21 protein-coding genes are annotated in these 22,054 nt (G+C 66.9%); 9 read left to right on the top strand and 12 right to left on the bottom strand.

What is annotated here, in order from left to right:
- Positions 1–4: 4 nt before the first annotated feature.
- From ACO07I_RS23135 to ACO07I_RS23115, 5 genes are all read right to left on the bottom strand, one after another.
- A complete protein-coding gene (locus ACO07I_RS23135; protein WP_422011545.1) occupies positions 5–1,540 on the bottom strand; it encodes an ABC transporter substrate-binding protein in 1,536 nt (511 codons plus the stop codon).
- 112 nt (positions 1,541–1,652) lie between these two features.
- Positions 1,653–1,943, bottom strand: coding sequence for a hypothetical protein (locus ACO07I_RS23130; RefSeq protein ID WP_422011543.1), 291 nt, complete (start codon positions 1,941–1,943; stop codon positions 1,653–1,655).
- Between the two features lie 36 nt (positions 1,944–1,979).
- Complete coding sequence (locus ACO07I_RS23125) at positions 1,980–2,744, bottom strand: sulfite exporter TauE/SafE family protein (RefSeq protein WP_422011541.1); 765 nt, start codon at positions 2,742–2,744, stop codon at positions 1,980–1,982.
- A 167-nt stretch (positions 2,745–2,911) separates the two neighbouring features.
- Entirely contained in the window at positions 2,912–3,688 is a 777-nt protein-coding gene (locus ACO07I_RS23120; RefSeq protein ID WP_422011539.1) for an SDR family oxidoreductase, read from the bottom strand.
- 1 nt (position 3,689) lies between these two features.
- Entirely contained in the window at positions 3,690–4,838 is a 1,149-nt protein-coding gene (locus ACO07I_RS23115) for an iron-containing alcohol dehydrogenase (RefSeq protein WP_422011537.1), read from the bottom strand.
- 48 nt (positions 4,839–4,886) lie between these two features.
- On the opposite strand from ACO07I_RS23115, the gene ACO07I_RS23110 reads away from it, so the two are divergent.
- The 4 genes from ACO07I_RS23110 to ACO07I_RS23095 all read left to right on the top strand — a co-directional run bounded on the left by ACO07I_RS23110 (position 4,887) and on the right by ACO07I_RS23095 (position 7,646).
- Complete coding sequence (locus ACO07I_RS23110; RefSeq protein ID WP_422011535.1) at positions 4,887–5,366, top strand: GNAT family N-acetyltransferase; 480 nt, start codon at positions 4,887–4,889, stop codon at positions 5,364–5,366.
- A 106-nt stretch (positions 5,367–5,472) separates the two neighbouring features.
- Positions 5,473–6,546: a TauD/TfdA family dioxygenase gene (locus ACO07I_RS23105; RefSeq protein ID WP_422011533.1), complete on the top strand. Its 1,074-nt coding sequence runs from the start codon at positions 5,473–5,475 to the stop codon at positions 6,544–6,546.
- Between the two features lie 248 nt (positions 6,547–6,794).
- On the top strand, positions 6,795–7,241 hold the full coding sequence (locus tag ACO07I_RS23100) for a MarR family winged helix-turn-helix transcriptional regulator (protein ID WP_422011531.1): 447 nt from the start codon (positions 6,795–6,797) through the stop codon (positions 7,239–7,241).
- 9 nt (positions 7,242–7,250) lie between these two features.
- Entirely contained in the window at positions 7,251–7,646 is a 396-nt protein-coding gene (locus ACO07I_RS23095; RefSeq protein WP_422011529.1) for a DUF1398 domain-containing protein, read from the top strand.
- Here ACO07I_RS23095 and ACO07I_RS23090 read toward each other — a convergent pair.
- The 7 genes from ACO07I_RS23090 to ACO07I_RS23060 form a co-directional block, all read right to left on the bottom strand.
- Positions 7,643–8,698 (bottom strand): branched-chain amino acid ABC transporter permease, encoded by a 1,056-nt coding sequence (locus ACO07I_RS23090; protein WP_422011527.1) that lies wholly within the window; start codon positions 8,696–8,698, stop codon positions 7,643–7,645. The two genes, ACO07I_RS23095 and ACO07I_RS23090, sit on opposite strands and share 4 nt — an antisense overlap.
- A 4-nt stretch (positions 8,699–8,702) precedes the next feature.
- Positions 8,703–9,677 carry a branched-chain amino acid ABC transporter permease gene (locus tag ACO07I_RS23085; protein ID WP_422011525.1) on the bottom strand — a complete coding sequence of 325 codons (975 nt, stop codon included), beginning with the start codon at positions 9,675–9,677 and terminating at the stop codon, positions 8,703–8,705.
- On the bottom strand, positions 9,674–10,396 hold the full coding sequence (locus ACO07I_RS23080) for an ABC transporter ATP-binding protein (RefSeq protein WP_422011523.1): 723 nt from the start codon (positions 10,394–10,396) through the stop codon (positions 9,674–9,676). Before ACO07I_RS23080 ends, ACO07I_RS23085 begins: the two co-directional genes overlap by 4 nt.
- A 141-nt stretch (positions 10,397–10,537) precedes the next feature.
- Positions 10,538–11,287, bottom strand: a complete 750-nt coding sequence (locus tag ACO07I_RS23075; RefSeq protein WP_422011521.1) for an ABC transporter ATP-binding protein — start codon at positions 11,285–11,287, stop codon at positions 10,538–10,540.
- A gap of 77 nt (positions 11,288–11,364) precedes the next feature.
- Positions 11,365–12,555: a substrate-binding domain-containing protein gene (locus ACO07I_RS23070; RefSeq protein WP_422011519.1), complete on the bottom strand. Its 1,191-nt coding sequence runs from the start codon at positions 12,553–12,555 to the stop codon at positions 11,365–11,367.
- A gap of 30 nt (positions 12,556–12,585) precedes the next feature.
- On the bottom strand, positions 12,586–13,833 hold the full coding sequence (locus tag ACO07I_RS23065) for a serine hydrolase domain-containing protein (protein WP_422011517.1): 1,248 nt from the start codon (positions 13,831–13,833) through the stop codon (positions 12,586–12,588).
- A gap of 93 nt (positions 13,834–13,926) precedes the next feature.
- Entirely contained in the window at positions 13,927–14,844 is a 918-nt protein-coding gene (locus tag ACO07I_RS23060) for a LysR family transcriptional regulator (protein WP_422011515.1), read from the bottom strand.
- A 71-nt stretch (positions 14,845–14,915) separates the two neighbouring features.
- Here ACO07I_RS23060 and ACO07I_RS23055 point away from each other — a divergent pair, with 71 nt between their 5' ends.
- The 5 genes from ACO07I_RS23055 to ACO07I_RS23035 all read left to right on the top strand — a co-directional run bounded on the left by ACO07I_RS23055 (position 14,916) and on the right by ACO07I_RS23035 (position 22,017).
- On the top strand, positions 14,916–18,497 hold the full coding sequence (locus ACO07I_RS23055; protein WP_422011513.1) for an ABC transporter ATP-binding protein: 3,582 nt from the start codon (positions 14,916–14,918) through the stop codon (positions 18,495–18,497).
- 4 nt (positions 18,498–18,501) lie between these two features.
- Positions 18,502–19,866, top strand: a complete 1,365-nt coding sequence (locus ACO07I_RS23050) for an LLM class flavin-dependent oxidoreductase (RefSeq protein ID WP_422011511.1) — start codon at positions 18,502–18,504, stop codon at positions 19,864–19,866.
- 104 nt (positions 19,867–19,970) lie between these two features.
- Positions 19,971–20,849 carry a tripartite tricarboxylate transporter substrate-binding protein gene (locus tag ACO07I_RS23045; RefSeq protein ID WP_422011509.1) on the top strand — a complete coding sequence of 293 codons (879 nt, stop codon included), beginning with the start codon at positions 19,971–19,973 and terminating at the stop codon, positions 20,847–20,849.
- Positions 20,850–20,915: 66 nt separating this feature from the next.
- Positions 20,916–21,620, top strand: a complete 705-nt coding sequence (locus ACO07I_RS23040; protein WP_422018356.1) for a glutaredoxin domain-containing protein — start codon at positions 20,916–20,918, stop codon at positions 21,618–21,620.
- A gap of 64 nt (positions 21,621–21,684) precedes the next feature.
- Positions 21,685–22,017 (top strand): hypothetical protein, encoded by a 333-nt coding sequence (locus ACO07I_RS23035; RefSeq protein ID WP_422011507.1) that lies wholly within the window; start codon positions 21,685–21,687, stop codon positions 22,015–22,017.
- Positions 22,018–22,054 lie beyond the last annotated feature (37 nt).

Raw genomic sequence — 22,054 nt, 5'->3', positions numbered from 1 at the left:
ATCGCTACTTGGTGAGCCACGCGCCCTCGACCTGCACCGCGCCGCCACGAAGACCCGGAATGCCGTGCACGTTGGCGCGGGTGATCGCGAAGTCGATGTTGCTGCCGGACCACAGCCAGACCGCATCGTCGTTCAGGATCTTGATGAGGTCGCAGTAGGCTGCCTTGCGCTTGTTCTCATCGAGGCTGGTGCGGCCCACCAACAGCAGCCGGTCGACTTCGGCGTTGTTGTAGCCCGAGAAGTTGATCGGGCTCTTGGAGTGGAAGTTGGCGAACATCTGCGGGTCGACGTCGGCCAGGTCGATGATGCGCCAGCCGGTGACCTGGAAGTCGCGCGTGAGTGCCTCCTTCACCAGCTGCGTCTGGTCGACCGGCTTGATCTCGACGTCGATGCCGGCCTTCTTCATGTCGGCCTGGAAGACCTGCGCTCCCTCGCGGCCGCGCGGCGAGGCGGTGACCGTCATGGTCAGCTTCACGGGCTTGCCGTAGTCCGCGATCAGCTTGCGCGCGGCGGCCGGATCGTACTTCAGCGCCCCGCTATCCTTGCACTCGATCCCCGAGCTCGGCCCATACGGATCGTCGTAGACAGGACGAAGCCCCTGGGTCAGGACGGCGGCGTTGGCCTTGCGGTTCAGGGCCATCGAGACGGCCTGGCGCACGCGCTTGTCGTTCAGGGGTTCGCGCTGGGTGTTGAGCGGAATGACGAGCGCGCCGCTGCCCACCCAGGTCAGCACCCGCAGGTTCTTGTCCTTCTTGGCCTTGACGATGTTCTCGGCGCGATCCTCCCAGATCACCTGAACGTCGCCCTTCACCAGGCTCGCGTAGCGGGCGTCGGAATCCGGCAGCGGCCGCACGGTCACGCGATCGAGATAGGGCTTGTCCTTGTCCCAGTAGTCGGGGTTGCGCTCGGCAACCAGCCGGTCGGCAGCCCGCCATTCCTTGAAGACGAACGGGCCGGTGCCGACGGGATTGCGGTTGTAGTCGGCGCCCTTCTCCTGGGCAGCCTTCACCGAGATGATCAACGTCGTGACCGTGGGCTGCGCCAGCGTCCGCGGCAGGGCGGCATTGGGACCGCGCATCTTGAACACGGCGGTCAGATCGTCCGGCGCCTCGACCTTGTCGATGGCCAGATAGGCTCGACCGGCGAAGCGGTTGGCGGGATCGAGCAGCCGGTTGAAATGGTCGGCCACGGCCTGGGCGGTGAACGGCGTGCCGTCGTGCCATTTCACGTTCGGCCGGATCTTGGCCGTCCAGACGCTGCCATCCTCATTGGGCGTCATCGACAAAGCGAGCGCCGGCAGCAGGTTGCCCTTGTCGTCGAGCCGCATCAGCGTCTCGTAGAAGAGCGACGCCGCGGTCACCGTCGAATTGGAATAGACGCCGGCACGGACCGGATCGAAGCCTTCGAAGTCGCTCTCGACCCCGATCGTCAGGGCGCCACCGCGCACCGGCGTCGAGGCAGGCGCCTGGGCGAAGGCCGGAGCCGCCAGACCGGCAGCGAGCGCCGCCACCAGACCAAATCTGCGTGAAAACAGTGCCATCAAGGCCCTCCCATGGATCGCGCCGTTAACCGGCATCAACTCTATGGGCGGCAGGATAACGCGACGTTCCGCGCAAGCCTAGAGGATTGCGGAGCGCCTGAAGTTTCGCAGGCTACATGCAGTACGCCTGAGCTGCGACGACCGCGTTCAGGCCCTGCATTTCCTGCGGCGACAGGTTCGACGGGTTGAGCAAATTGCCGCTCACGCTTACCGACTGGTTCGACTTGCGCAGGCCGAGGATCGCGTTTGCGCGCTGGTCGGCCGGGATGCGCGCGATGATGCATTGGCACATCTTTTCCGAGGCCGTGACCATGCACTCCTTCATGAGGTCGTCGGCGCGGGAAGCGGACGAAAAGCCCACGGTCAGGGCGAGAGCGGCAAATCCGGCGGCGATGATGCGCATGAGAGTCTCCATGGATGGATCATTCTACACCGGCTCTCAGGTCACCAGCCAGTTCCTCAAGAGGCCGAACAGGCCGGTCAGGAAGAGGATCGTGAGAGCGACGTTGCGGTAGAGCCGCTCGCTGGCGAGGCCGTGGAACAGCCGCCCGCCGGCCCAGGCCCCCAGCACCATGACCGGGAACAGCACGACGGCGCGGACCAGCGCATCAACGCCCGCGACGCCGGTCGCCAGCACGATCACGATGAGCAGGAACTGCGTCAGGAAATAGTAGGTGACGATGTTGGCGCGGTTGACCTGCGGCGGATCGTTGCCCGACAGGAGATAGAGCAGCACCGGCGGCCCGCCGACGCTGGTCGTGGCCATCATCGCGCCCGAGACGGCGCCGACGATCACCGTCGCCACCGTCGACCGCCGGCCGGTGTACTTCCAGCCGGTCCACATCAGCAGCACGAAGGCCACGATCACGGCAGACACCGCGGTCACGATCGTGCTCTTGTCGACGCTGGCCAGCAGCCAGACACCCGCCGGCATGGCCAGGCACGCCGCGAGGCTCATCGGCGTCAGCAGCTTCCAGTCGGCATGCCGGCGGACCTGCGGGAAGAGCTGCAGCGAGACGACGAGTTCGATGGCGACAACGGTCACCACCATCTCCGCCGAGCCGAACAGGATGGCGAAGATTGGCGCCATCAACATGGCCGAGCCGAAGCCCGCAAAGCCGCGCATCAGGCCGGCGATCAGCGTGACGCCCAGCGCGGTCCACAGACCGGTCTCGGCGAACAGGGACTGGATGTAGGGGATCATGAGTGACCGTTGCCCATCTCTTTCACCTCCCCCGTCTGACGGGGGAGGCTGGGAGGGGGAAGGCAACACGAAGATTTCGAATCGGCGAAAGGTTCAGACTCATGGCCTTCCCCCTCCGGCCCTTTGGGCCACCTCCCCGTTTGACGGGGGAGGAATCTGAGTTGAGTCTAGCGCTTCTCCTGCCCCTCGCCCGTCTTGTCGCGCAGGCGGCGCATGCCGCGCAGCCAGCGGTCGCGGTCGAGTTTGCGCACCATGTATTCCTTCACCTCGGGATGCGGCAGGATCAGGAAGCGCTCCTCGTCCATCGCCTCGATCACCGTCTGCGCCACCGCGTCGGTGTTGATCACGCCGTCGACCGAGGCCGCCGTCGCGCCGGCCATGCGCAGCATGTTGGTGTCGACGGCCTGCGGGCAGAGCACGGAGACCCTGATGCCACGGTCGCCGTACTGGATGGACAGATGCTCGGCCAACGCCACGGCCGCGTTCTTGGTGACGCCGTAGGGCGCCGAGCCCATCGAGGCCAGCAGGCCGGCGGCGCTCGCGGTATTGAGCAGATAGCCCTCGCCGCGCTTCAGCATCTGCGGCACCAGCGCCCGCGCGGCATAGACATGCGCCATGACGTGGATCGCCCACGAATCGGCCCAGTCCTTGTCGGTCGCATCCTCGTGTCCGCCGCGGCCGATGCCGGCGTTGGAGAAGAAGATGTCGATCTCGCCGAACTTCTTCTCGGCCTCGGCGATCAGCCGCTTCACCTCGGACTCCTGGCCGATGTCGCCCGCCACCGCGAGGGCGCCGATGTCCTTGGCGACCTTCTCGAGCCGTTCGGCATCCCTGTCCGCCACCACGAGTCCCTTGGCGCCTTCCTTCGCAAAGCGCCGCGCGATCGCCTCGCCGATGCCGCCCGCCGCCCCGGTGACGACGCAGATCTTGCCCTTGACCTTCATGTCAGCCCCACGATTGCTCGATCAGGTCGATGTACTGCGCCTTGGTCGGCTGGCGCGGTGTCGAGAGGTGGCAATGGTCGCCCATCGCGCCATCCGCGATCTTCTCGATCGTGTCCTGCGCCAGGCCCGCTGCACCGAGGCCCTTCGGGATGCCCAGCCGTTCGTTGAGCGCCGAGACCGCGTTGGCCACGCCGTCGGCATTGGCTTCGCTTTCGGGCAGACCCATCACCTGCGCCACGCGCTTGAACTTGTCGCCGACCGCCGGCTCGTTGAAGCGCAGCACCGCCGGCAGATAGATGGCGTTCAGCGTGCCGTGGTGCAGGCGATAACCCTTGAGGCCACCGGTCGGGTGCGAGAGCGCATGCACGGCGCCCAGCCCCTTCTGGAACACCATGGCGCCCTCCATGGCGGCGACCGCCATGTTGTAGCGCGCCTCGCGATCCTGCCCGTCCTTGGTCGCACGCTCGACGTACTTCCAGGCCTTCTCCAGCCCGTCCAGCGCGATCGAATCGGCCGGCGGATTGAAGACGTTGGCGAGGTAGCATTCGATATTGTGGGTGAAGGCGTCCATCCCGGTGCCGGCCGTGAGATGCGGCGGCAGGCTCATCGTAAGCTCGGGGTCGATCAGCGCCAGCCGCGGGATCAGGTGAGGACTGCCGATCGCGAGCTTGCGGCCCGAATCCATGATGATGACGCCACCGCGGCTCACTTCGCTGCCGGTGCCCGACGTCGTCGGGATCGCGACCATGGGCGCCACGGCCGCGGTGATCTTGCCCGCCCCGCCCTCGACGAACGAATAGGCCTGCAATGACGGGCCGGGATGCGTCGCCATCAGCGCGACGGCCTTGGCCAGATCCATCGGCGAGCCGCCGCCGATGGCGATGATGCCGTCGCAGCCTTCCTCCTTGTAGATCTTGAGCGCGTCGCGCATGGCGGCTTCGGTCGGGTTCTCCGGCGTCTCGTCGTAGATCGTGATCGGCATGTTGCCGGGCAGCTGTTCCTTGACCCTGGCCCACAGGCCAGCCGCGATGACACCCTTGTCGGTGACGATCAGCGGGCGGCGCATGCCCATTTGCTGCAATTCGGCCTCCAGGAGCTTCAGCGCGCCGAAGTCGAACTGGATGCGGGTCAGGTAGGTGATCAAGGCCATCCGTGAATTCCTCTCGATTTTGCGCGGAGCCTACGCGAGAAAGTGCGCATGAGCGACACCCTCGTCCTGCGCACCGCGACCGCCGGCGATGCCGCCGCGATCGCCAGCGTGATCGCGGCCTCCTTCGAACAGTATCGCGGCAGGCTCGTGCCGGAATCCGGCGCCTTCCGCGAATCGCCTCAGACCATCGCCGCCGAACTTGGACGGGGCGTCAACGCGATCGTCGCGGAGCGGAACGGCCAGATGCTCGGGTGCGTGCTCGTCGAGGAGATGGAAGGCGACCTCTATTTCGGCCGCCTCTCCGTCGTGCCCGCTGCACGCGGCCAGGGCCTTTCGAAGCGATTGATCGCCGCGGTCGAGGCCGAGGCAGGCCGTCGCGGCCTTTCCGGAGTCCGCCTCGGGGTGCGCATCGTGCTCACGGACAACCAGCGCCTGTTCCAGGCGCTCGGCTACCGCGAGACCTCGCGCGAGGCCCATCCGGGTTTCGAGAATCCGACCTCGATCAACATGCGCAAGCCGCTCCCCTGATCGCCCGGCGGATGAGCGACCAGCGGAATTTTCCCAGCCCGCGCGCCAACGGCGCGACCGATTGACAGTTGAGCAACCGGGCGTGCGGTCTGCTAGTCTCAAGCTCATGAGCAGCCGCACACCCCTCACCGGTCCTTCCGTCTGGCATGGCCAGGACATCAAGAATTCCACGCGCTGGATTCGCACCCTGACGCAAGATGGCGTCGAGGAGCTCGATGCCGCCCTCAAGGGCCTGCGCGGCATGGAATGGTCGGAGATTTCGCGCGAAGATTTCCACCTGCCGACCCTCGACGAGCTGTTCGACGATATCGCCGACGAGCTGGAGAATGGCAGCGGCATCGTGAAACTGCGCGGCATTCCGGTGGACCGCTACAGCGAGGACGACCTACGGCGCCTCTACTTCGCCATCGGCACGCATGTCGGCACCCCGGTGTTCCAGAACCGCACCGGCGAGCTGATGCGCGCCATCCGCGACGAGGGCGCCCATGTCGGTCGCACCTACGGCGAGACCAAGGACGAGAAGGGTTCGACCTTCCTCTCTTCCTACGCCCGCACGCTGACCAACGGCGCGCTGCGCTTCCATACCGACCGCACCGACGTCGTGACCCTGCTGTGCGTGCGTCAGGCGCGCGCCGGCGGCGTCAGCAAGCTTGCCTCGACGCCCGCCATCCACAACGCGATGCTGGAGCGCCGGCCCGACCTGCTCGAGCTGCTCTTCCAGGACTACTGGCGCAGCCGCTTCGGCGAGGAGGGCACCCAGAAGGACGGCGAGGCGACGACGCGCGAGACCGCCTATCCGCTGCCGATCTTCGGCCTGCGCGACGGCAAGTTCACGTCGCACTACTCGCTGACCTTCATCGAAGCCGCGCAGATGGCACCCGGCGTGCCGAAGCTCACCGACGCCCAGCGCGAGGCGATCGACGTGCTGATGAAGACCGCCGAGGAACTCTGCTTCGAGATGACCCTCGAGCCCGGCGATCTCCAGCTCATCAACAGCCACGTCACCTATCACGGCCGCACGCCGTTCGAGGACGACGCCTCGAGCGGCCACGACCGCATGCTGCTGCGCCTCTGGCTCACCATGCGCAACAACCGCCCCCTGCCCCAGGGTCACGAGGTCCTGTGGCAGGAGATCGAGGCCGGCCGTCCCCGCGGCGGCATCCGCCAGGTCGAACTTTAGTCATTGCCTTGGCGCACCACTGCGCGCGGGGTAACCCCCGCGCTCAAGTGGCGCGTCATAAGCGGTCTGACTCCAGGTTCCGGCGGTATCCAGATACCGCAGATCCGGACGCCTCCCTCCGTTTCGACTATTTCGTTTATTTCGGTTATTTCGTTTGCGCCGGTCGACGATATCGCCGGGGCGCAGCTAAATGCGTGCGCGAAGTAGTTGACTAAGAAACCATTTCCCTATAGTTTCCTAGTCAACATATGACATCCTATCTCGAAACCCACCTGGGCTACTGGCTGCGCTTCGTGTCCAACCACGTCTCGCACGCCTTCAGCCTCAAGCTGCAGGCACGCGACGTTACTGTTGCCGAATGGGTCCTGCTGCGCGAGCTGTTCGACCTCGCCGATATCCAGCCCAGCACGCTGGCTGACCGGCTGGGCATGACCCGCGGGGCGATCTCCAAGCTGGCCGACCGGCTGATTGCCAAGGAATTGATCGCGCGCACCGCTTCGACCGAGGACCGGCGCCAGCAGACGCTGTCGTTGACGGACGCCGGCCGCACCTTGGTGCCGAAGCTGGCAGAACTGGCCGACCGCAACGATGCCGAGTTCTTCGGCCATCTGGAACCGGCCGAACGCGCGGCGCTTGAGAACGCGCTGAAGGAGATCGTGCGCCGCCACGATCTCAAGACCATCCCCACCGAGTAGGACTGAGCCATGGACATCGCCGTCATGGAAGAATGCACCCGGGCCTCCCACGAAGAGCGCATCGCCTTCGGCGAGGTCGTCGCCCGCCTCATCGGCGCGGGCGTCGAGCGCTATCACGCCGATCTGGTGCGCGGAGAGACCACCTATTTCATGCCCGACGGCCAGTCCCATCGCGTGACCGCCCAGACAGTCGAGACGCGGCCCGGCCCCGCCTTTTCGGCCGACGGCGTGCTGGCCGCGGTCCGCGCGATCCAGGCCGGGAAGACGAAGTACCTGACCTTCTGCCGCCAGATCATGGCAGCCGGCTGTGTCGGCTACCTCGTCTCGATGCAGGGCCGGCGCGCCGTCTATTATGGCCGCAGCGGCGAGACCTATGTCGAGCCGTTTCCGGCCGCCGCTCCCTAGCGCTTCTGCCGCAGGCGGCCGACGATGCCCGCGGGGAAGAAGTAGACGCAGAGGATGAAGGCCACGCCCAGCCACAGCAGCCAGCGGTCGGGATGGAACAGGTTGGCCAGCAGCGGCACGCCGACCAGCGCCTTGTTGGCGATCGCCAGCAGGTCCTGCAGGTAGTTCTGGGCAAAGACCAGAAGGACCGCGCCGATCACCGCGCCGTACATCGTGCCCATGCCGCCGATCACCACCATCAGCAGGATGTCGACCATGATGTCGAAGCTGAGCGTCGTGTCGGGATTGGTCTGGCTCGACCACAGGGCCAGCAGGGCGCCGGCCAGGGCAGCAGTCGCGGCGGCGATGCAGCTCGCAATGGTGCGGTAGACCACGGTGCGGTAGCCGATCGCCTCGGCGCGGAACGGATTCTCGCGGATTGCCATCAGAACGCTGCCGAACGGCGAGTTCACGATGCGCAGCAGCACCAGGATCAGGCCCAGCGACGCGGCATAGACCAGGTAGTAGTCGAGCAGCCGGCCGTTCAGCCGCACCCCGAACAGCGTGTCTCCGAACGAGAAGGAGCTGCGCAGCACCGCCGGCAGCCGGTAGTTCAGCCCGTCCTCGCCGCCGGTGAGATCGGAGAGCTGGGAGGCCAGGATCGCGAAGGCGCTGGCGACTGCCAGGGTGATCATGGCGAAGAAGATCGTCCGCACGCGCAGGCTGAACAGGCCGATCACCGTGGCGAGCACGATGGCGACGACGAGCCCCGCCACGGTGCCGACGGCGACCGCATCCCACCCTGCCCCCATGCGCGTGAGCGAGATGGCGACGCCGTAGGCGCCGATGCCGAAGAACATCGTGTGGGCGAAGGAGACGATGCCGGTATAGCCCAGCAGCAGGTCGAACGAGGCGGCCAGCACGATGAAGACGCAGATCTTGGCCGCTACGTTCAGCGACTTGGCGCCCGGAAACAGGAAGGGCGCCACCGCGAGGCCGACCAGGATGGCGACCAGCGCCAGCGCCAGCCAGCGGCTGCGCGGCAGGTCGTCGGACAGGATCGAGCGGAGCATGGCTCTACCTCTTCGCCACGGGATAGAGGCCCTGCGGCCGCCACAGCAGGACCAGCGCCATCAGCAGGATGTTGGAGCCCAGCGCCACCTTGGGCGCCAGGAAGCCGATGTAATTGGCCGTGAGCCCGACCAGCAGCGCGCCGACGAAGCAGCCGCCCACCGAGCCCAGCCCGCCGATGATGATCACGATGAACACCAGCACGGCGACCTGCGCCCCGATCGCCGCCGTCACCGTCTCCTGGTAGAGGCCCCACATGGCACCGCCGAGGCCCGCCAGCGCCGAGCCGACGACGAACACGCCGACGAACAGGCGGCGGATGCGATAGCCCAGCGCCTCGACCATCTCGCCGTTCTCGACGCCGGCGCGGATCAGCAGGCCGATCCGGGTGCGGTTCAGCGTCAGCGCCAGGGCGGCGAACACGACAAGACCGACCGCGACGGCCAGCACGCGATACTTCTCGATCGCCACTTCGCCGAACAGGAAAGCACCGCGCAGCGCGGCCGGCCGGCTGAGCGTGATCTGGTCCGGTCCCCAGATCACCTTGAGGAGCTGCTCGGCCACGATCAGACCGCCGGTCGTCACCAGGATCTGCTTCAGGTGCTGGCCATAGACCGGCCGCACGATGATCCGCTCGAAGCCCAGGCCCAGCACGCCGCTCACCACCATGGCCGCCAGCACCGCGGGCCCGATGGCCGCGAGGTTGAGCCAGATCGAATCGGCGGTCATCCAGGGCGCCAGCGCCAGCATGACGCTGGCCGCCACGAAGGCACCCACGGCGATGAAGGCGCCGTGGCCGAAGTTCAGCACGTCCATCAGGCCGAAGGTGAGCGTGAGCCCCGAGGCCATGATGAAGATCATCAGGCCCATCGCCAGGCCTGCGACGGTGAGCGTCACCCAGCTCGCCGGCGACCCGATCAGCGGCAGGGCGCCAATCATCAGCGCCGGGATGAGCAGCAGCGGAAGCCAGTCGCGTTTCATTGGTGCGTGTCCATGCCGAGCCCAAGCAGGTGCTGCTGCAGCGCCGAGTCAGCAGCGAAGGCCGCCATGCTGCCCTGATGCGCCACCTTCCCGTCGTCCATCACGGCGACCGAGTCGCCGAGCTGGCGGGCGAAGGCGAAGTTCTGCTCGACCACCAGCAGGGTCGATTCGCCGTCCTTCAGCTCGCGGAAGGCGTCGATCATGTTGGCGATGATGGCCGGCGCCAGGCCCTTGGTCGGCTCGTCGATCAGCAGCAGGCGGCGCGGCTCGATGATGGCGCGCGCCACCGCCAGCATCTGCTTCTGGCCCCCCGACAGGTGTCCCGCCGGCAGGGTCCAGAACCGCTTCAGCGCCTCGAAGCGCGAAAAGATCCAGTCGAGCCGCTTCTGATCCGGCGGCCCCGACCGCGCCGCCAGCACCAGGTTCTCCTGGACGGTGAGGTCGGCGAAGATCGCCATGCTCTCGGGCACGTAGGCGATGCCGAGACGCGCGATGTCGGGCGTCGGCAGATGGGTGATGTCGCGCCCGTCGAAGCGGACCTCGCCCGCCGCCGCCCGCCACATGCCCATGATCGTGCGCAGGGTCGTGGTCTTCCCCGCCCCGTTGCGGCCGAGAAGCATCGTGAGCCCGCCCTCGGCCACATCGAACTCGACGCCGTGGAGGATGTGGTAGCGGCCAATATGCGTCTGCACGCCCTTGAGACTGAGCAACGCGCTCAAGGCTTTCCTCCCCATTCAAATGGGGAGGTGCCGGCGTCATACGCCGACGGAGGGGTCAGAAGCGCGGCACCGAAGAGGGTGACCCCTCCGGCCCTACGGGCCACCTCCCCATTTGAATGGGGAGGAATGCTTGAAGCACGCTCACGCATCGACCGCGCCTCCAAGATACGCCTCGCGCACGATGTCGGAATTGATGACCTCGGCGGGCTTGCCGTCGGCCACCAGCTTGCCCTGGTGCAGCACGACAATGCGGTCGGACAGCGAGCGCACCACGTCCATCTTGTGCTCGACCAGCAGGATCGTCTTGTCGCCGCGCTTCTTGATGGCAGCGATGATGTCGAGGATCGTCGGCACCTCGTCGATGCTCATGCCCGCGGTCGGCTCGTCGAACATGAAGACATCGGGCTCCAGCGCCAGCAGGATCGCGACCTCGAGCTTTCGCTGGTCGCCGTGCGGCAGGGTCGCTGCGACCGCCTGGGCGCGGTCGGCCAGCGATACGGCGGCGAGATGCGCCATCGCCCGATCGATCAGCTCGCGATGCGTCAGGGTCCGACTGAACAGGTCGTAGCCCTTGCCGCTCTTCACCTGCACCGCCAGCCGCACGTTCTCGAGCGTGCTGAGGTTGGGAAAGAGGTTGGTGAGCTGGAAGGCGCGCCCCAGGCCGAGCCGCGTCCGGCGCGGTGCCGCAAGGTTCGTGATGTCCTCGCCGTTCAGCGTCACCCGGCCGGAGGTGGCCGGGAGCTGCCCGGAGATCAGGTTGAAGTAGGTCGTCTTGCCCGCACCGTTTGGGCCGACGATCGAGGTGAGCGTGCCCTTCTCGAAGGCGCACGACACCCCGTCGACGGCTGCGTGTCCGCCGAAGCGGATGGTGAGGTCTTTGGTCTCGAGCATCGGTTTTATAGGAGCGCGCCACTCCAGTGGCGCATCATGATCATGAGCGCCACTGGAGTGGCGCGCTCCTATAACTCTTAGCGCTTGTTCTTGATCGGCAGCGTCATCTCGCTGGCCGGGATCACGCGCACCAGCTCGAGCAGGTCGACGTTATCGGGCGCATCCTTCTTCATGCGCCAGTGATACATCTCCTGCAGGGCCTGGTGGTCTTCCTTGCGGAAGGTCATCGTGCCCTTGGGCGTCTCGAAGCTCATGCCCTCCATCGCCGCGATCAGCTTCTCGCTGTCCGTCGACTTGGCCTTCTTCACCGCCTCGACCAGCGCGATGGCGGCGCTCATGCCGCCGGCCACGAAGAAGTCCGGCGGCACGCCGTTGTTCTTCTTCTTGTATTCGGTGACCAGCCAGTCGTTCACCGGGTTCTTGGGGAAGCCCCAATAATAGTAGATCGCGCCTTCGAGGCCGGGAAACTGCTTCCAGCCGGCCATCACCGGCAGCAGGTTGCCGCCGGGCGCCATTTCGATGCCGAAGCGCTCGGGCTTGAGGTCCATCAGCTTCGGCAGCGGATGGGCCCCGGCCCACACCACGACCACGACCTTGCGGCCGGGCTTGTCCTTCAGCGCGTCGAAGATGCGCTGCGCCGACGCCGTGAAATCGGTCGTGGCCTGCGGGGCATATTCCTCGTGGACGATCTTGGCCTTGGAGCCGACCGCGGCAAGTGCTGCCTTCACCGCGGCGACGCCGTCCTTGCCGAAGGCATAGTCCTGGGCGAGCGTGGCGATGCTGATGTTCTCGTCCTTCAGGGTCGCGGCGGAGGCCAGCGCGTCCTGGGTGGAGTTGCGCCCGGTGCGGAAGATGTAGCGGTTCCACTTCTCGCCGGTGATCTGGTCGGCCACGGCCGGCTCGACGATTAGCAGCTTCTTGTACTCCTCGGCAATCGGCAGCATGGCGAGCGCGCCCGCCGAACCGGTGGTGCCGACGGCGATGTCGACCTTGTCGTCGCCATAGGCCTGTTCGAGCGCGGCCTTGGCAAGGTCGGGCTTGAACTGGTCGTCCTTCAGGATGACCTGGATCTTGCGGCCATCGACTTCCATCGTGCCCTTGGTGGCGTATTCCAGGCCCAGCATGAAGCCAGCCTCGGTCTGCCGCGCATAGGCTTCGAGGGGACCGGTCTTGCTGTAGATCAGCGCCACCTTGAGCGGCGGCTGCTGGGCGACCGCCGGACCGGCCAGAAGCAGGCCGGTCAGCGCCAGAAACGAACGACGGATCATGAAGTATCTCCCTCCCTGGAGGAGGTCCTTCTAATCCATGATCGCGGCTTGCACCATCGTGCGGAATTGATTCCGCAGCGCCACCCGGTCGGGATCGCTCACCTGGACCATGTAGATGGCGGTCAGCTCGTTCTTCGGGTCGACCCAGAAGAGCGTCCCAGCATTGCCGGCCCAGCCATATTCCCCGACCGATCCTGGCAGGGCCGCCTCGCCGGTCATGGTCCTGACCTCGAAGCCCAGGCCAAAGCCCAATCCCGGCGGCCGGCCCGGCCGCGTCCCGGTATGGTCGGCGGTCATGAAGGCCAGGGTCTGCTTGCCGATCAGGCGCTTGCCGTTCAGCTCGCCGCCATTGGCCAGCATGGCAGCAAAGCGCAGGTAATCCTTCATCGTGGAGGTGAGGCCTCCGCCGCCGGATTCGAACTTCGCGCCATCGTCGACCTTGAAGCGCGGCGTCATCGGCTGCCCGCCGGGACGCGGCCCGGGCTGGGCGGTGCGTTCCACCTTGGCGGCCGGCACCTGGAACTGCGTATCGACCATGCCGAGCGGCTTGAAGATGCGCTCCGACAGCGACTCGCCCAGGGTCTTGCCGTCGATGACCTCGACGAGACGTCCCAGCACGTCGGTCGAAACGCCGTACTCCCATCGGGCGCCGGGCGAGAAGCGCAGCGGCAGGGTCGAGAGCTTGGCCACGAATTCCTGGTTGCTCATCGACCGGTCGCCGATCTTTGCCGCGACATAGGCCTTGTTGACCAGCGAGGCGCCGCGGCCGCCGTAGATCAGGCCGGACGTGTGGCGCAGCAGGTCCTGCACCGTCATCGGCCGCTCCGGATCGGAGAGCAGCAGCGAGTGCGTGCCGTCGGCGGCGGTCTTCTCCTGCGCGACCTTCATCCCGCCGATCTCGGGCAGGAACTTGGCCACCGGATCGCTGACCTGAAGGCGCCCCTCCTCCACCATCTGCAGGACCGCGATGCTGACGATCGGCTTGGTCATCGAATAGATTCGGAAGATCGAATCGGCCTTCATCGGATCGCCCTGCGCGACGTCACGCTTGCCGAGCGTCGAGACCCACGCGACCTTGCCCCGTCGCGCCACCAGCATCACCACGCCCGGCACCAGCCCGTCGTCGACATGCTTCTGCGTCACTGCCTCGATGCGCTTCAACCGAGCCGACGACAGTCCGACATCCTCCGGCTTCGCCGCCATCGGCAGCACCCACTCCTGAGCGTTTGCTCCGACGGCAACCGCGCTCAAAGCCAAAGCAAGTACGATGGTCTTCATGGTTTCCTCGCTGGAGGCGCGCCACTCCAGTGGCGCGACTTTTTCGATATCGTTGGCCCAAACGACCGGCAGCACAAGGGGCTGGCAGTCCCGTCAGGACGTCGCGGCATCTTTCGCGGACGAAGGAGTTCGACCCTCGAGCAACGGACGCTCGCGATGAAACAGGTCGATCACCGCATCCATCACGGCGCGCACGCGCGGCAGCGCGCGCAGGTCGCGATGGACCAGCAGCCATTGGTCGGCGAAGACCTCGGGGATGATGCCGCCGATCCGGCGCAGCAGCGGGTCGGGATCGGCGAGATGGCAGGGCAGCACGGCGAGGCCGGCGCCGGTGCGGGCCGCGTCGTGCAGCACCAGCCAGTTGTTGCCGCGAATCTCCGGACGGCGCCCGCCGCGAAAGTCCAATAACCAGCTTTGCCCCTGCATCCGCAGATGGTCGTCGTCGAAGCCGACCCAGGGTAGCGCCGCCAGCGCCGCCGGGGTGGACCGCTTTACGGGAAAATCGCGCGCGGCATAGACCGCGTAGGCCAGCCGTCCCAGCTTGCGCGCGACGATGCCCCCGACCTCCGGCACCTGCTCGCGGATCAGGAGGTCGGCCTCGCGGCGCGACAGGTTGGCCAGCGTATGGCTCGAAACCACCTCGAATTCGATCTGAGTGAGCTTGCGCCTGAGCTCGGCGGAGTAGCGGGCGATCAGCGCAGCGGTCGCCTCCTCCGCCGAGAGCCGCACCGTGCCGCTCACCGTGTCGCTGAGGCCGGCGCTGCGGCGATGGATCGACTGCGCCGCCTTCTCCATCGCCTCGGTGTCGGCCAGCAGCTCCTCACCCGCGCCGGTGGGCACGAAGCGATCGGGCAGCCGGTCGAACAGGCGCGCGCCGATCTGCTTTTCCAGCGCCTGCACGCGGCGCGACACCGTGGGATGACTGACGCCCAGCGCCTTCGCCGCCGTCGTCAGGGTGCCGCCGCGCGCCAGGGCCAGGAAAATACGGAGATCGTCCCAGTTCTTGTCCATGTTCAGAAATGTACAGTGCGCTTTCCGAAATGTGGACTGACGAATACGGGTGTTCGCCCTAGCATCGCATCATGCACATCGAACCCCGCCTCCTCGTCTTCACCAAGGGCGTGCGTGCCCGCATCGCCGCCACCGTCGCCGTAGGCCTCCTGGGCGTGGGCTGCGGCATCGCGCGGCTCGGTCTGCTCGGCTGGCTGATCGGACAGATCTTCGTCGGGCGGCCGCTGCAGGAACTGGTGTTGCCGATCCTGCTGATCGCCGGGGTGATGGTGCTGCGCGGCGTGGCCGAGCACTGGCGCGCCGTGCTGGCGCACGAGACGGCCGCCCGGGTCCAGAAGGCGCTGCGCCGAACCCTTTACGACAAGGTCGCCTCCCTCGGCCCGGCGACGGTCGGCCGGCAGCGCTCCGGCGGCCTCACGCTGTCCATGATCGACGGCGTCGAGCAGCTCGAAACCTATTTCGGGCAGTTCCTGCCGCAATTCCTGATCGCGCTGCTGACGCCGTTTCTGATCTTCGCCGTGATCTCCTTCATCGACCTGCCGGTGGCGCTGGTCATGCTGGGCTTCGCGCTGGTCGCGCTGTTCGCTCCCGCGCTCTGGCACAAGTGGGACGTGCGCGCCTCGATCGCGCGCATGACGGCCTACAAGTCGTTCGCTGCCGAGTTCCTCGATTCGATCCAGGGCCTGGCGACGCTGAAGGCATTCGGCCAGGGCAAGGCGCGCGCCGACAAGCTCGAAGTCGAGGCGCGCGATCTCTTCCGCCGCACCATGTGGGTGCTCGGCACCAACTCGCTGGCGCGCGGCATCACCGATACCTCGATCGCGGGCGGCGCCGCCGCGGCGCTGATCTACGGCGCCTCACGCGTGGAGTCGGGAGCGATGACGCTCACCGCGCTGCTGGTCATCCTGATGCTGGGCATCGAGATCTTCCGGCCGATGCGCGAGCTGCGCTCGGTGCTGCACCAGGGCATGGTCGGTCTCTCGGCGGCCCAGGGCATCTATCGCATCCTCGACGACACGCCGTCGGTGATCGACCCGGCGCCAGCCCGTCTCGATGGGCTGCTGGCCCCGACGATCGCCTTCGAGGATGTGCGCTTCGCCTATCCCGGCACGCGTCGCACCGTGCACGAGCGGCTGAACTTCACGGCGGCCGCGGGCGAGCGGCTGGGCCTCGTCGGCTCCTCGGGCGGCGGCAAGTCGTCGATCGTGCGCCTGCTGCTGCGCTTCTACGATCCCGATCAGGGCCGCATCCTGCTGGGCGGCCACGATCTGCGCACGCTGTCCTTTGCGCAGATCCGCTCGCTGATCTCGGTGGTGAACCAGGACACATTCCTGTTCCACGGCACCGTCGAGGAGAACATCCGCCTCGGCCGGCCCAGCGCGTCACGTGAAGAGATGGAGGACGCGGCAAGGGCCGCCAACATCCACGACTTCATCGAGAGCCTGCCGCAGGGCTACGCGACGATCATCGGCGAAAAGGGCATCAAGCTCTCCGGCGGCCAGCGTCAGCGGGTGGCCATCGCCCGCGCGCTGCTGCGCGACACGCCGATCCTGGTGCTCGACGAGGCACTTTCCGCCGTCGATGCCGAGAACGAGGCCGTGATCCAGGAAGCGCTCGACCGTCTGATGCAGGGCCGCACGACGCTCATCCTCGCGCACCGCCTGTCGAGCGTCATCGATTGCGACCGCATCCTCGTGCTCGACCGCGGCCATGTCGCCGAACAGGGCAAGCACGCCGCGCTGATGAGCCAGGGCGGCGTCTATGCGCAGCTGATGGCCGAACAGGCGCGCGAGCAGCAGGCCGACGTCACGCTCGATGCGCTCGCGGCACCCCAGCGCGCCGAGACGATCGCCAGCACCTCGGGCGGTGCGCTGAAGCCCGTTACCGAAGGCATCATCAAGGCCGAGGGCCTGACCTGGTATCAGGTCGTGGTGGCGCTGATGAAGGTCATCATGCCCTGGAAGGGCAAGCTCACCGCCACCTTCGTGCTGGGCGTGGCGCGTGTCGTCTCGTTCATCGGCATCGGCGTGCTCTCCGCCCTGATCGTGCTGGCGCTCAAGAACCACGAACCCTATGGCGGCCTGGCCATCGCGCTGGCCGTCCTGGCGCCCGTCTCGGGCATCCTGCACTGGTTCGAATCCTGGCTGGCGCACGACATGGCCTTCCGCCTGCTGGCCGAGATGCGCATCGATGCGTTCCGCAAGCTCGACGCGCTGGCGCCCGCCTATCTGACACGCCGTCGTACCGGCGACCTGATGGCGCTGGCCACCAACGACATCGAGCTGGTCGAGTATTTCTTCGCCCACACGGTGGCGCCGGCCTTCGTGGCCATCCTCATCCCCGCCGCCGTGGTGATCGCGCTGGCCATGACCAGTGGCTGGCTGGCGATCACGCTGGTGCCGTTCCTGCTGGCCGTCGGCCTGAGCCCGTTCCTGATGCGCAAGCGGGTCGACCGGTTAGGCAGCCAGGCGCGCGAAGCCGCCGGCGAGCTCGGCGCCTTTGCCGTCGATTCGGTACAGGGTCTGGGCGAGATCGTGGCCAACCAGCAGGAGCGCGCGCGCGGCGACAAGCTCGACGAGCTGTCGGACCGCCACATCGCGTTGCGCCTGCCCTTCTTCAGCGAGCTCACGATGCAGCACGCGATCCTCGAAGTGCTGACGGGCCTGGGCGGCCTCGCCATCGTCGTGGTCGGCGCCGTCCTCGCCTCGCGCGGCACGCTCGATCCCGGCCTGCTGCCGCTGATGACCATCCTTGCCATGTCGGCCTTCCTGCCAGTCTCGGAGATCGCCCAGATCGGCCGCCAGCTCGCCGACACGCTGGGCGCCACGCGGCGCGTCTATGCGCTGGCCAACGAGCCGATCCCGGTGCGCGACGGCCGTGGCGTGCCCGCCGCACGAGGGGCGGCGGCACTGGCGCTGAAACAGGTGAACTTCACGTATCCCGGCCAGACGCGGCGCGCTTTGTCGGACGTCAGCTTCGCCATCCCCGCCGGCAAGACCGTGGCGCTGGTCGGCACGTCGGGTGCCGGCAAGACCACGACAGCGCAGCTGCTGATGCGCTTCTGGGACCCCGACAGCGGCCGCATCACGCTGAACGGCACGGACCTGCGCGACTACAAGCTCGACGAGCTGCGTGGCCTCGTGGCGCTCGTGGCGCAGGATACCTACCTGTTCAACGACACGCTGCGCGCCAACATCCTGATCGCGCGGCCCGAGGCGACGGAGGCCGAGCTGCTGGCCGCCATCGAGCATGCGTCGCTGGGCGAGCTGGTCGCCACGCTGCCGCAGGGTCTCGACTCAGCCGTCGGCGAGCGCGGCACCAGCCTGAGCGGCGGCCAGCGCCAGCGCGTGGCCATCGCGCGCGCCTTCCTGAAGGACGCCCCGATCCTGATCCTCGACGAGGCGACCTCGCATCTCGACGCGGTGAACGAACAGGCGGTGCGGCGTGCGCTCGACGTGCTGAAGGCCGACCGCACGACCATCGTGATCGCGCATCGTCTGTCGACGGTACGCGATGCCGACCTGATCGTGGTCCTCGACGAGGGCCGCGTTGCGGAAAGTGGAATACACGCCGCGCTGGTTTCGCGCGGCGGTCTCTATGCGCGACTCGTGTCGCGCCAGCTTGCATCGGTCTACGCACCGGCTGCACAGTGAGGAGATGAAGCGACAGCTCCACCTCAACCTCTTCATCCAGAGTCGGGGCCATCACGAAGCTTCGTGGCGGCACCCCGACTCCTCGCCACTCCCGCTGACCGACATCGAGTATTTCCGGGACCTCGCGCAACGCGCCGAGTCTGGCCTTTTCGATTCGATCTTCCTGGCCGATCAGCTGGCACTCGCCGACACCGTGGCGCACGCCGCCAGCACCTGGCTCGAGCCGATCACGGCGCTTGCCGCCATCGCCGGCTCGACGCAGCGCATTGGCCTCATCGCCACGGCCTCGACCACCTACTCCGAGCCGTTCAATCTCGCGCGACAGTTCGGCTCCCTCGACCATATCAGCGGCGGCCGGGTTGGCTGGAACATCGTCACCTCCTGGTTGGCGCCGGCCGCGCGCAACTTCGGCGGCGCGGGCCTGGTGAGCCACGACGAACGCTACGAGCGTGGCGAGGAGTTCGTGCAGGTCGCCAAGGCACTGTGGGACAGCTGGGCCGACGACGCCGTGCTCGACGACCGCGCGAGCGGCCACTATGCGCGGGCCGATCGCATCGCGCCGATCAATCACGAGGGCAAGTATTATCGCGTCGCCGGGCCACTCAACATGCCGCGCGGACCGCAGGGTCGGCCGGTCTTCGTGCAGGCAGGCTCGTCCGATACCGGCCGGCGCTTCGCCGCCCGCCATGCCGAGGCGGTGTTCACCGCACAGATGGAAAAGGGCACCGCGCAGGAATTTTATGCTGACCTGAAGACTCTTGCTGCGGCCGAAGGTCGTCCGTCGGAGCATGTGCTGATCCTGCCCGGCCTCAGCCCCGTGATCGCCTCGACCGAAGCGGAGGCCACGCGGCTCGCCAAGGAGCTGAACGAACTCACCGACCCCGAAGTCGGGCGCAAGCGGCTGAGCGGCCGCTTCGGCGGCCACGATTTCTCGCATCTGCCGCTCGACCGCCCGCTGACGGCCGAGGACTTTCCAGACCCCGGCACCGTCCAGGCCGCCCGGAGCCGCACCGAAGTGATCGTCGGACTGGTCCGGCGAGAGAAGTTCACGCTGCGTCAGCTGCTCGCCTATCTCGCCGGTGCGCGCGGCCATTTCACCACCGCCGGCACGCCCGAACAGATCGCCGACCTGATCGAAGACTGGTTCAACGACGGCGCCGCCGACGGCTTCAACCTCATGCCGCCCCTGCTCCCGTCGATGCTCGACTTTTTCGTGGCCGAAGTCGTGCCGCTCCTCCAGAAGCGCGGGCTGTTCCGCACCGCCTATGAAGGCACGACATTGCGAGATCATTTCGGCCTGCCAAGACCGATGGCGGGAGCCAGCAGGCCGAGTAAGCCGATCCAGGGTTCGCAGGCCGGCGTAAAGTGAGGCTGCCCCCGAGACGCCGCTCCCTCCTGACCGCCGCAGGAGCGGCTTTCCTGCCGATTCCGGCGTCCGCGCAGTCCTCGCTGCCCCAGCGCGCGTTGCGGATCATGGTCGGCTACGCTGCAGGCGGCGGTGCCGACATCGTAGCCCGCACCATTGCGCCCGCCCTCCAGCAACGCACCGGCCGCATCGTCTCGGTCGAGAATCGTTCGGGTGGCGGGGGCCTCACCATGGTCGAATCCCTGAAGAACGCGGCACCTGATGGCTCGATCATCGGAATGCTTCCGAGCACCGTCATGATCCGACGGCTTACGTCGCCTGCGATCAGCCCGATCGATCCCATGCTCGACATCGCGCCCCTCGGCATCATCGGTACGTTCGAGACGGCGTTCTGCGTGTCGCCTTCGATCGGCGTTCGAACAATGGCGGAATACATGCAATGGGCGAAGGACGGTCCGCCCGAGCGTCGTCGTTTCGGCACGGCCGCCCCGGAGACCTTCTCGCAGTATTTTGCCCAGCTGCTGGGACGGCAGTACGACGTTGATCTCGAGCCCGTGCCCTTCCGCGGCACGGGCCCGCTTTCAGCCGATCTCGACGCCGGGCGCATTCCCGCCGGCTGCGGCGGACTTGCATCGTTCGTCCACCAGCATCGCGGTGCCAGGCTCAGGATTCTTGCCACCTCCGGACCGGCGCAAAATCCCGTTCTGCCGGGCGTGCCGACCGTGGTGGAACTGGGCTTCCCCAATCTCCAGCTCATCGACTGGTATGCCTTCTTTTCACCGCCGGCCCTGCCGGCGCCCCTCGTTGCGGCCTGGAACCGCCAACTGACTGTCGCCGTCGAACGCCCCGATGTGCGGGACCAGCTGACACAATATGGCGTAATCGTCGGCGTAACGAAGCCCGACGAATGCTCGGTACGTCTTGCCACGGATCTCATCCGCTGGCGGAGGCTGCTTGACATGCTGGGCATCCGGGTCGCCAATTGACCCACTAGGGAGAATGCCGTGACAGAGCCCCTGAAGGTTTTCTGGCAGCCCGGTTGAACGAGCTGTCTGAGACTCAAAGAGTTTCTATCGGTCCGTGGGATCGACTTCGTCTCCGTGAATGTCCTCGAGGACCCGGCCGGACTGGCCGAGCTCCAGGCGCTGGGCGCACGCTCGGTGCCGGTGCTTTCCCGCGGCACGAACTTCATCTTCGGCCAGAGCACGCGGGAGATCGTGGCCTTCCTCGGCCTGCAGGAGAAATCCGGGCCTGACCTTTCACCCGCAGAGCTCCAGGCGCGTCTCGACAAGTTCATGACCGCGGCGATCGGCCTGCTGCCGCTCATGCCCTACGAGAGGCTGCACATCCACGTGCCGGGCCGACCGCGCAGCTATCGGGCGCTCGCCTTCCATCTCTTTCGGGTGGTCGCTGCCTTCCTCGATGCCGAACGCGGCATGACGCTCGTGCAAGCGGCGTTTCGCGAGGAGCCGGCAGCAGATGCGGACATGCAATCCGTGGCGGCTTACGGCGCGTCGGTGCAGGAGCGATTTCGGAACTGGTGGGCGCAGGGCGATACGGCCGCGACGCGCCAGCTCTCGACCTACTATGGCCCACAGACCCTGCATGAATTGCTGGAACGCACGACCTGGCATTCCGGCCAGCATGTGCGTCAGTGGATGATGCTCCTGGAACGTGAGGGCGTTTCCCATGAACGGCCTTTGGTGGACGCGGACTTCGCGCGATTGCCGATGCCGCGGAACGTCTGGGACGGCTGAGCGCAACCTCGCGGGGCGGGGAGCGTTGTCTGCCACACAAACCCTGACCAACCGGAGGACAACCATGCGCGTCACCAGCCACGCCAACGGCAAGGATCTCGCCAAGGAGATCGCGGCCCTCAAGGCGCAGCTCGAGGAGCTTGCGGGTTCGATGAATGGAACCGGTCAGACGCTCGTCGCGCGCGGCGAGGAGGCCGTCGAGGACACGCTGAAGGCGGCCCGCGAGCTGATCGCCAAGTATGGCGATACCGCCAAGGCGATCGCCGACGACACGGTAGCTCTCAAGAACAAGGCAGCCGATACGCTGGTCGAACAGACGGAAGCCCGCCCGCTGACAACCTTGGCGGCCATCGCCGGCATCGGCTTTCTCGCAGGGTGGCTTTGTCGTCGGCAGTAGCCGGCCGACAACCCGGACGTCTCGGCCAGCTCCGGCG

Origin of the sequence: Reyranella sp. (assembly GCF_965227665.1) — a bacterium.
Lineage (GTDB): Bacteria > Pseudomonadota > Alphaproteobacteria > Reyranellales > Reyranellaceae > Reyranella.
Note: the sequence above shows the minus strand (reverse complement) of the source record. Positions and strands in the feature narration are given on the sequence as shown.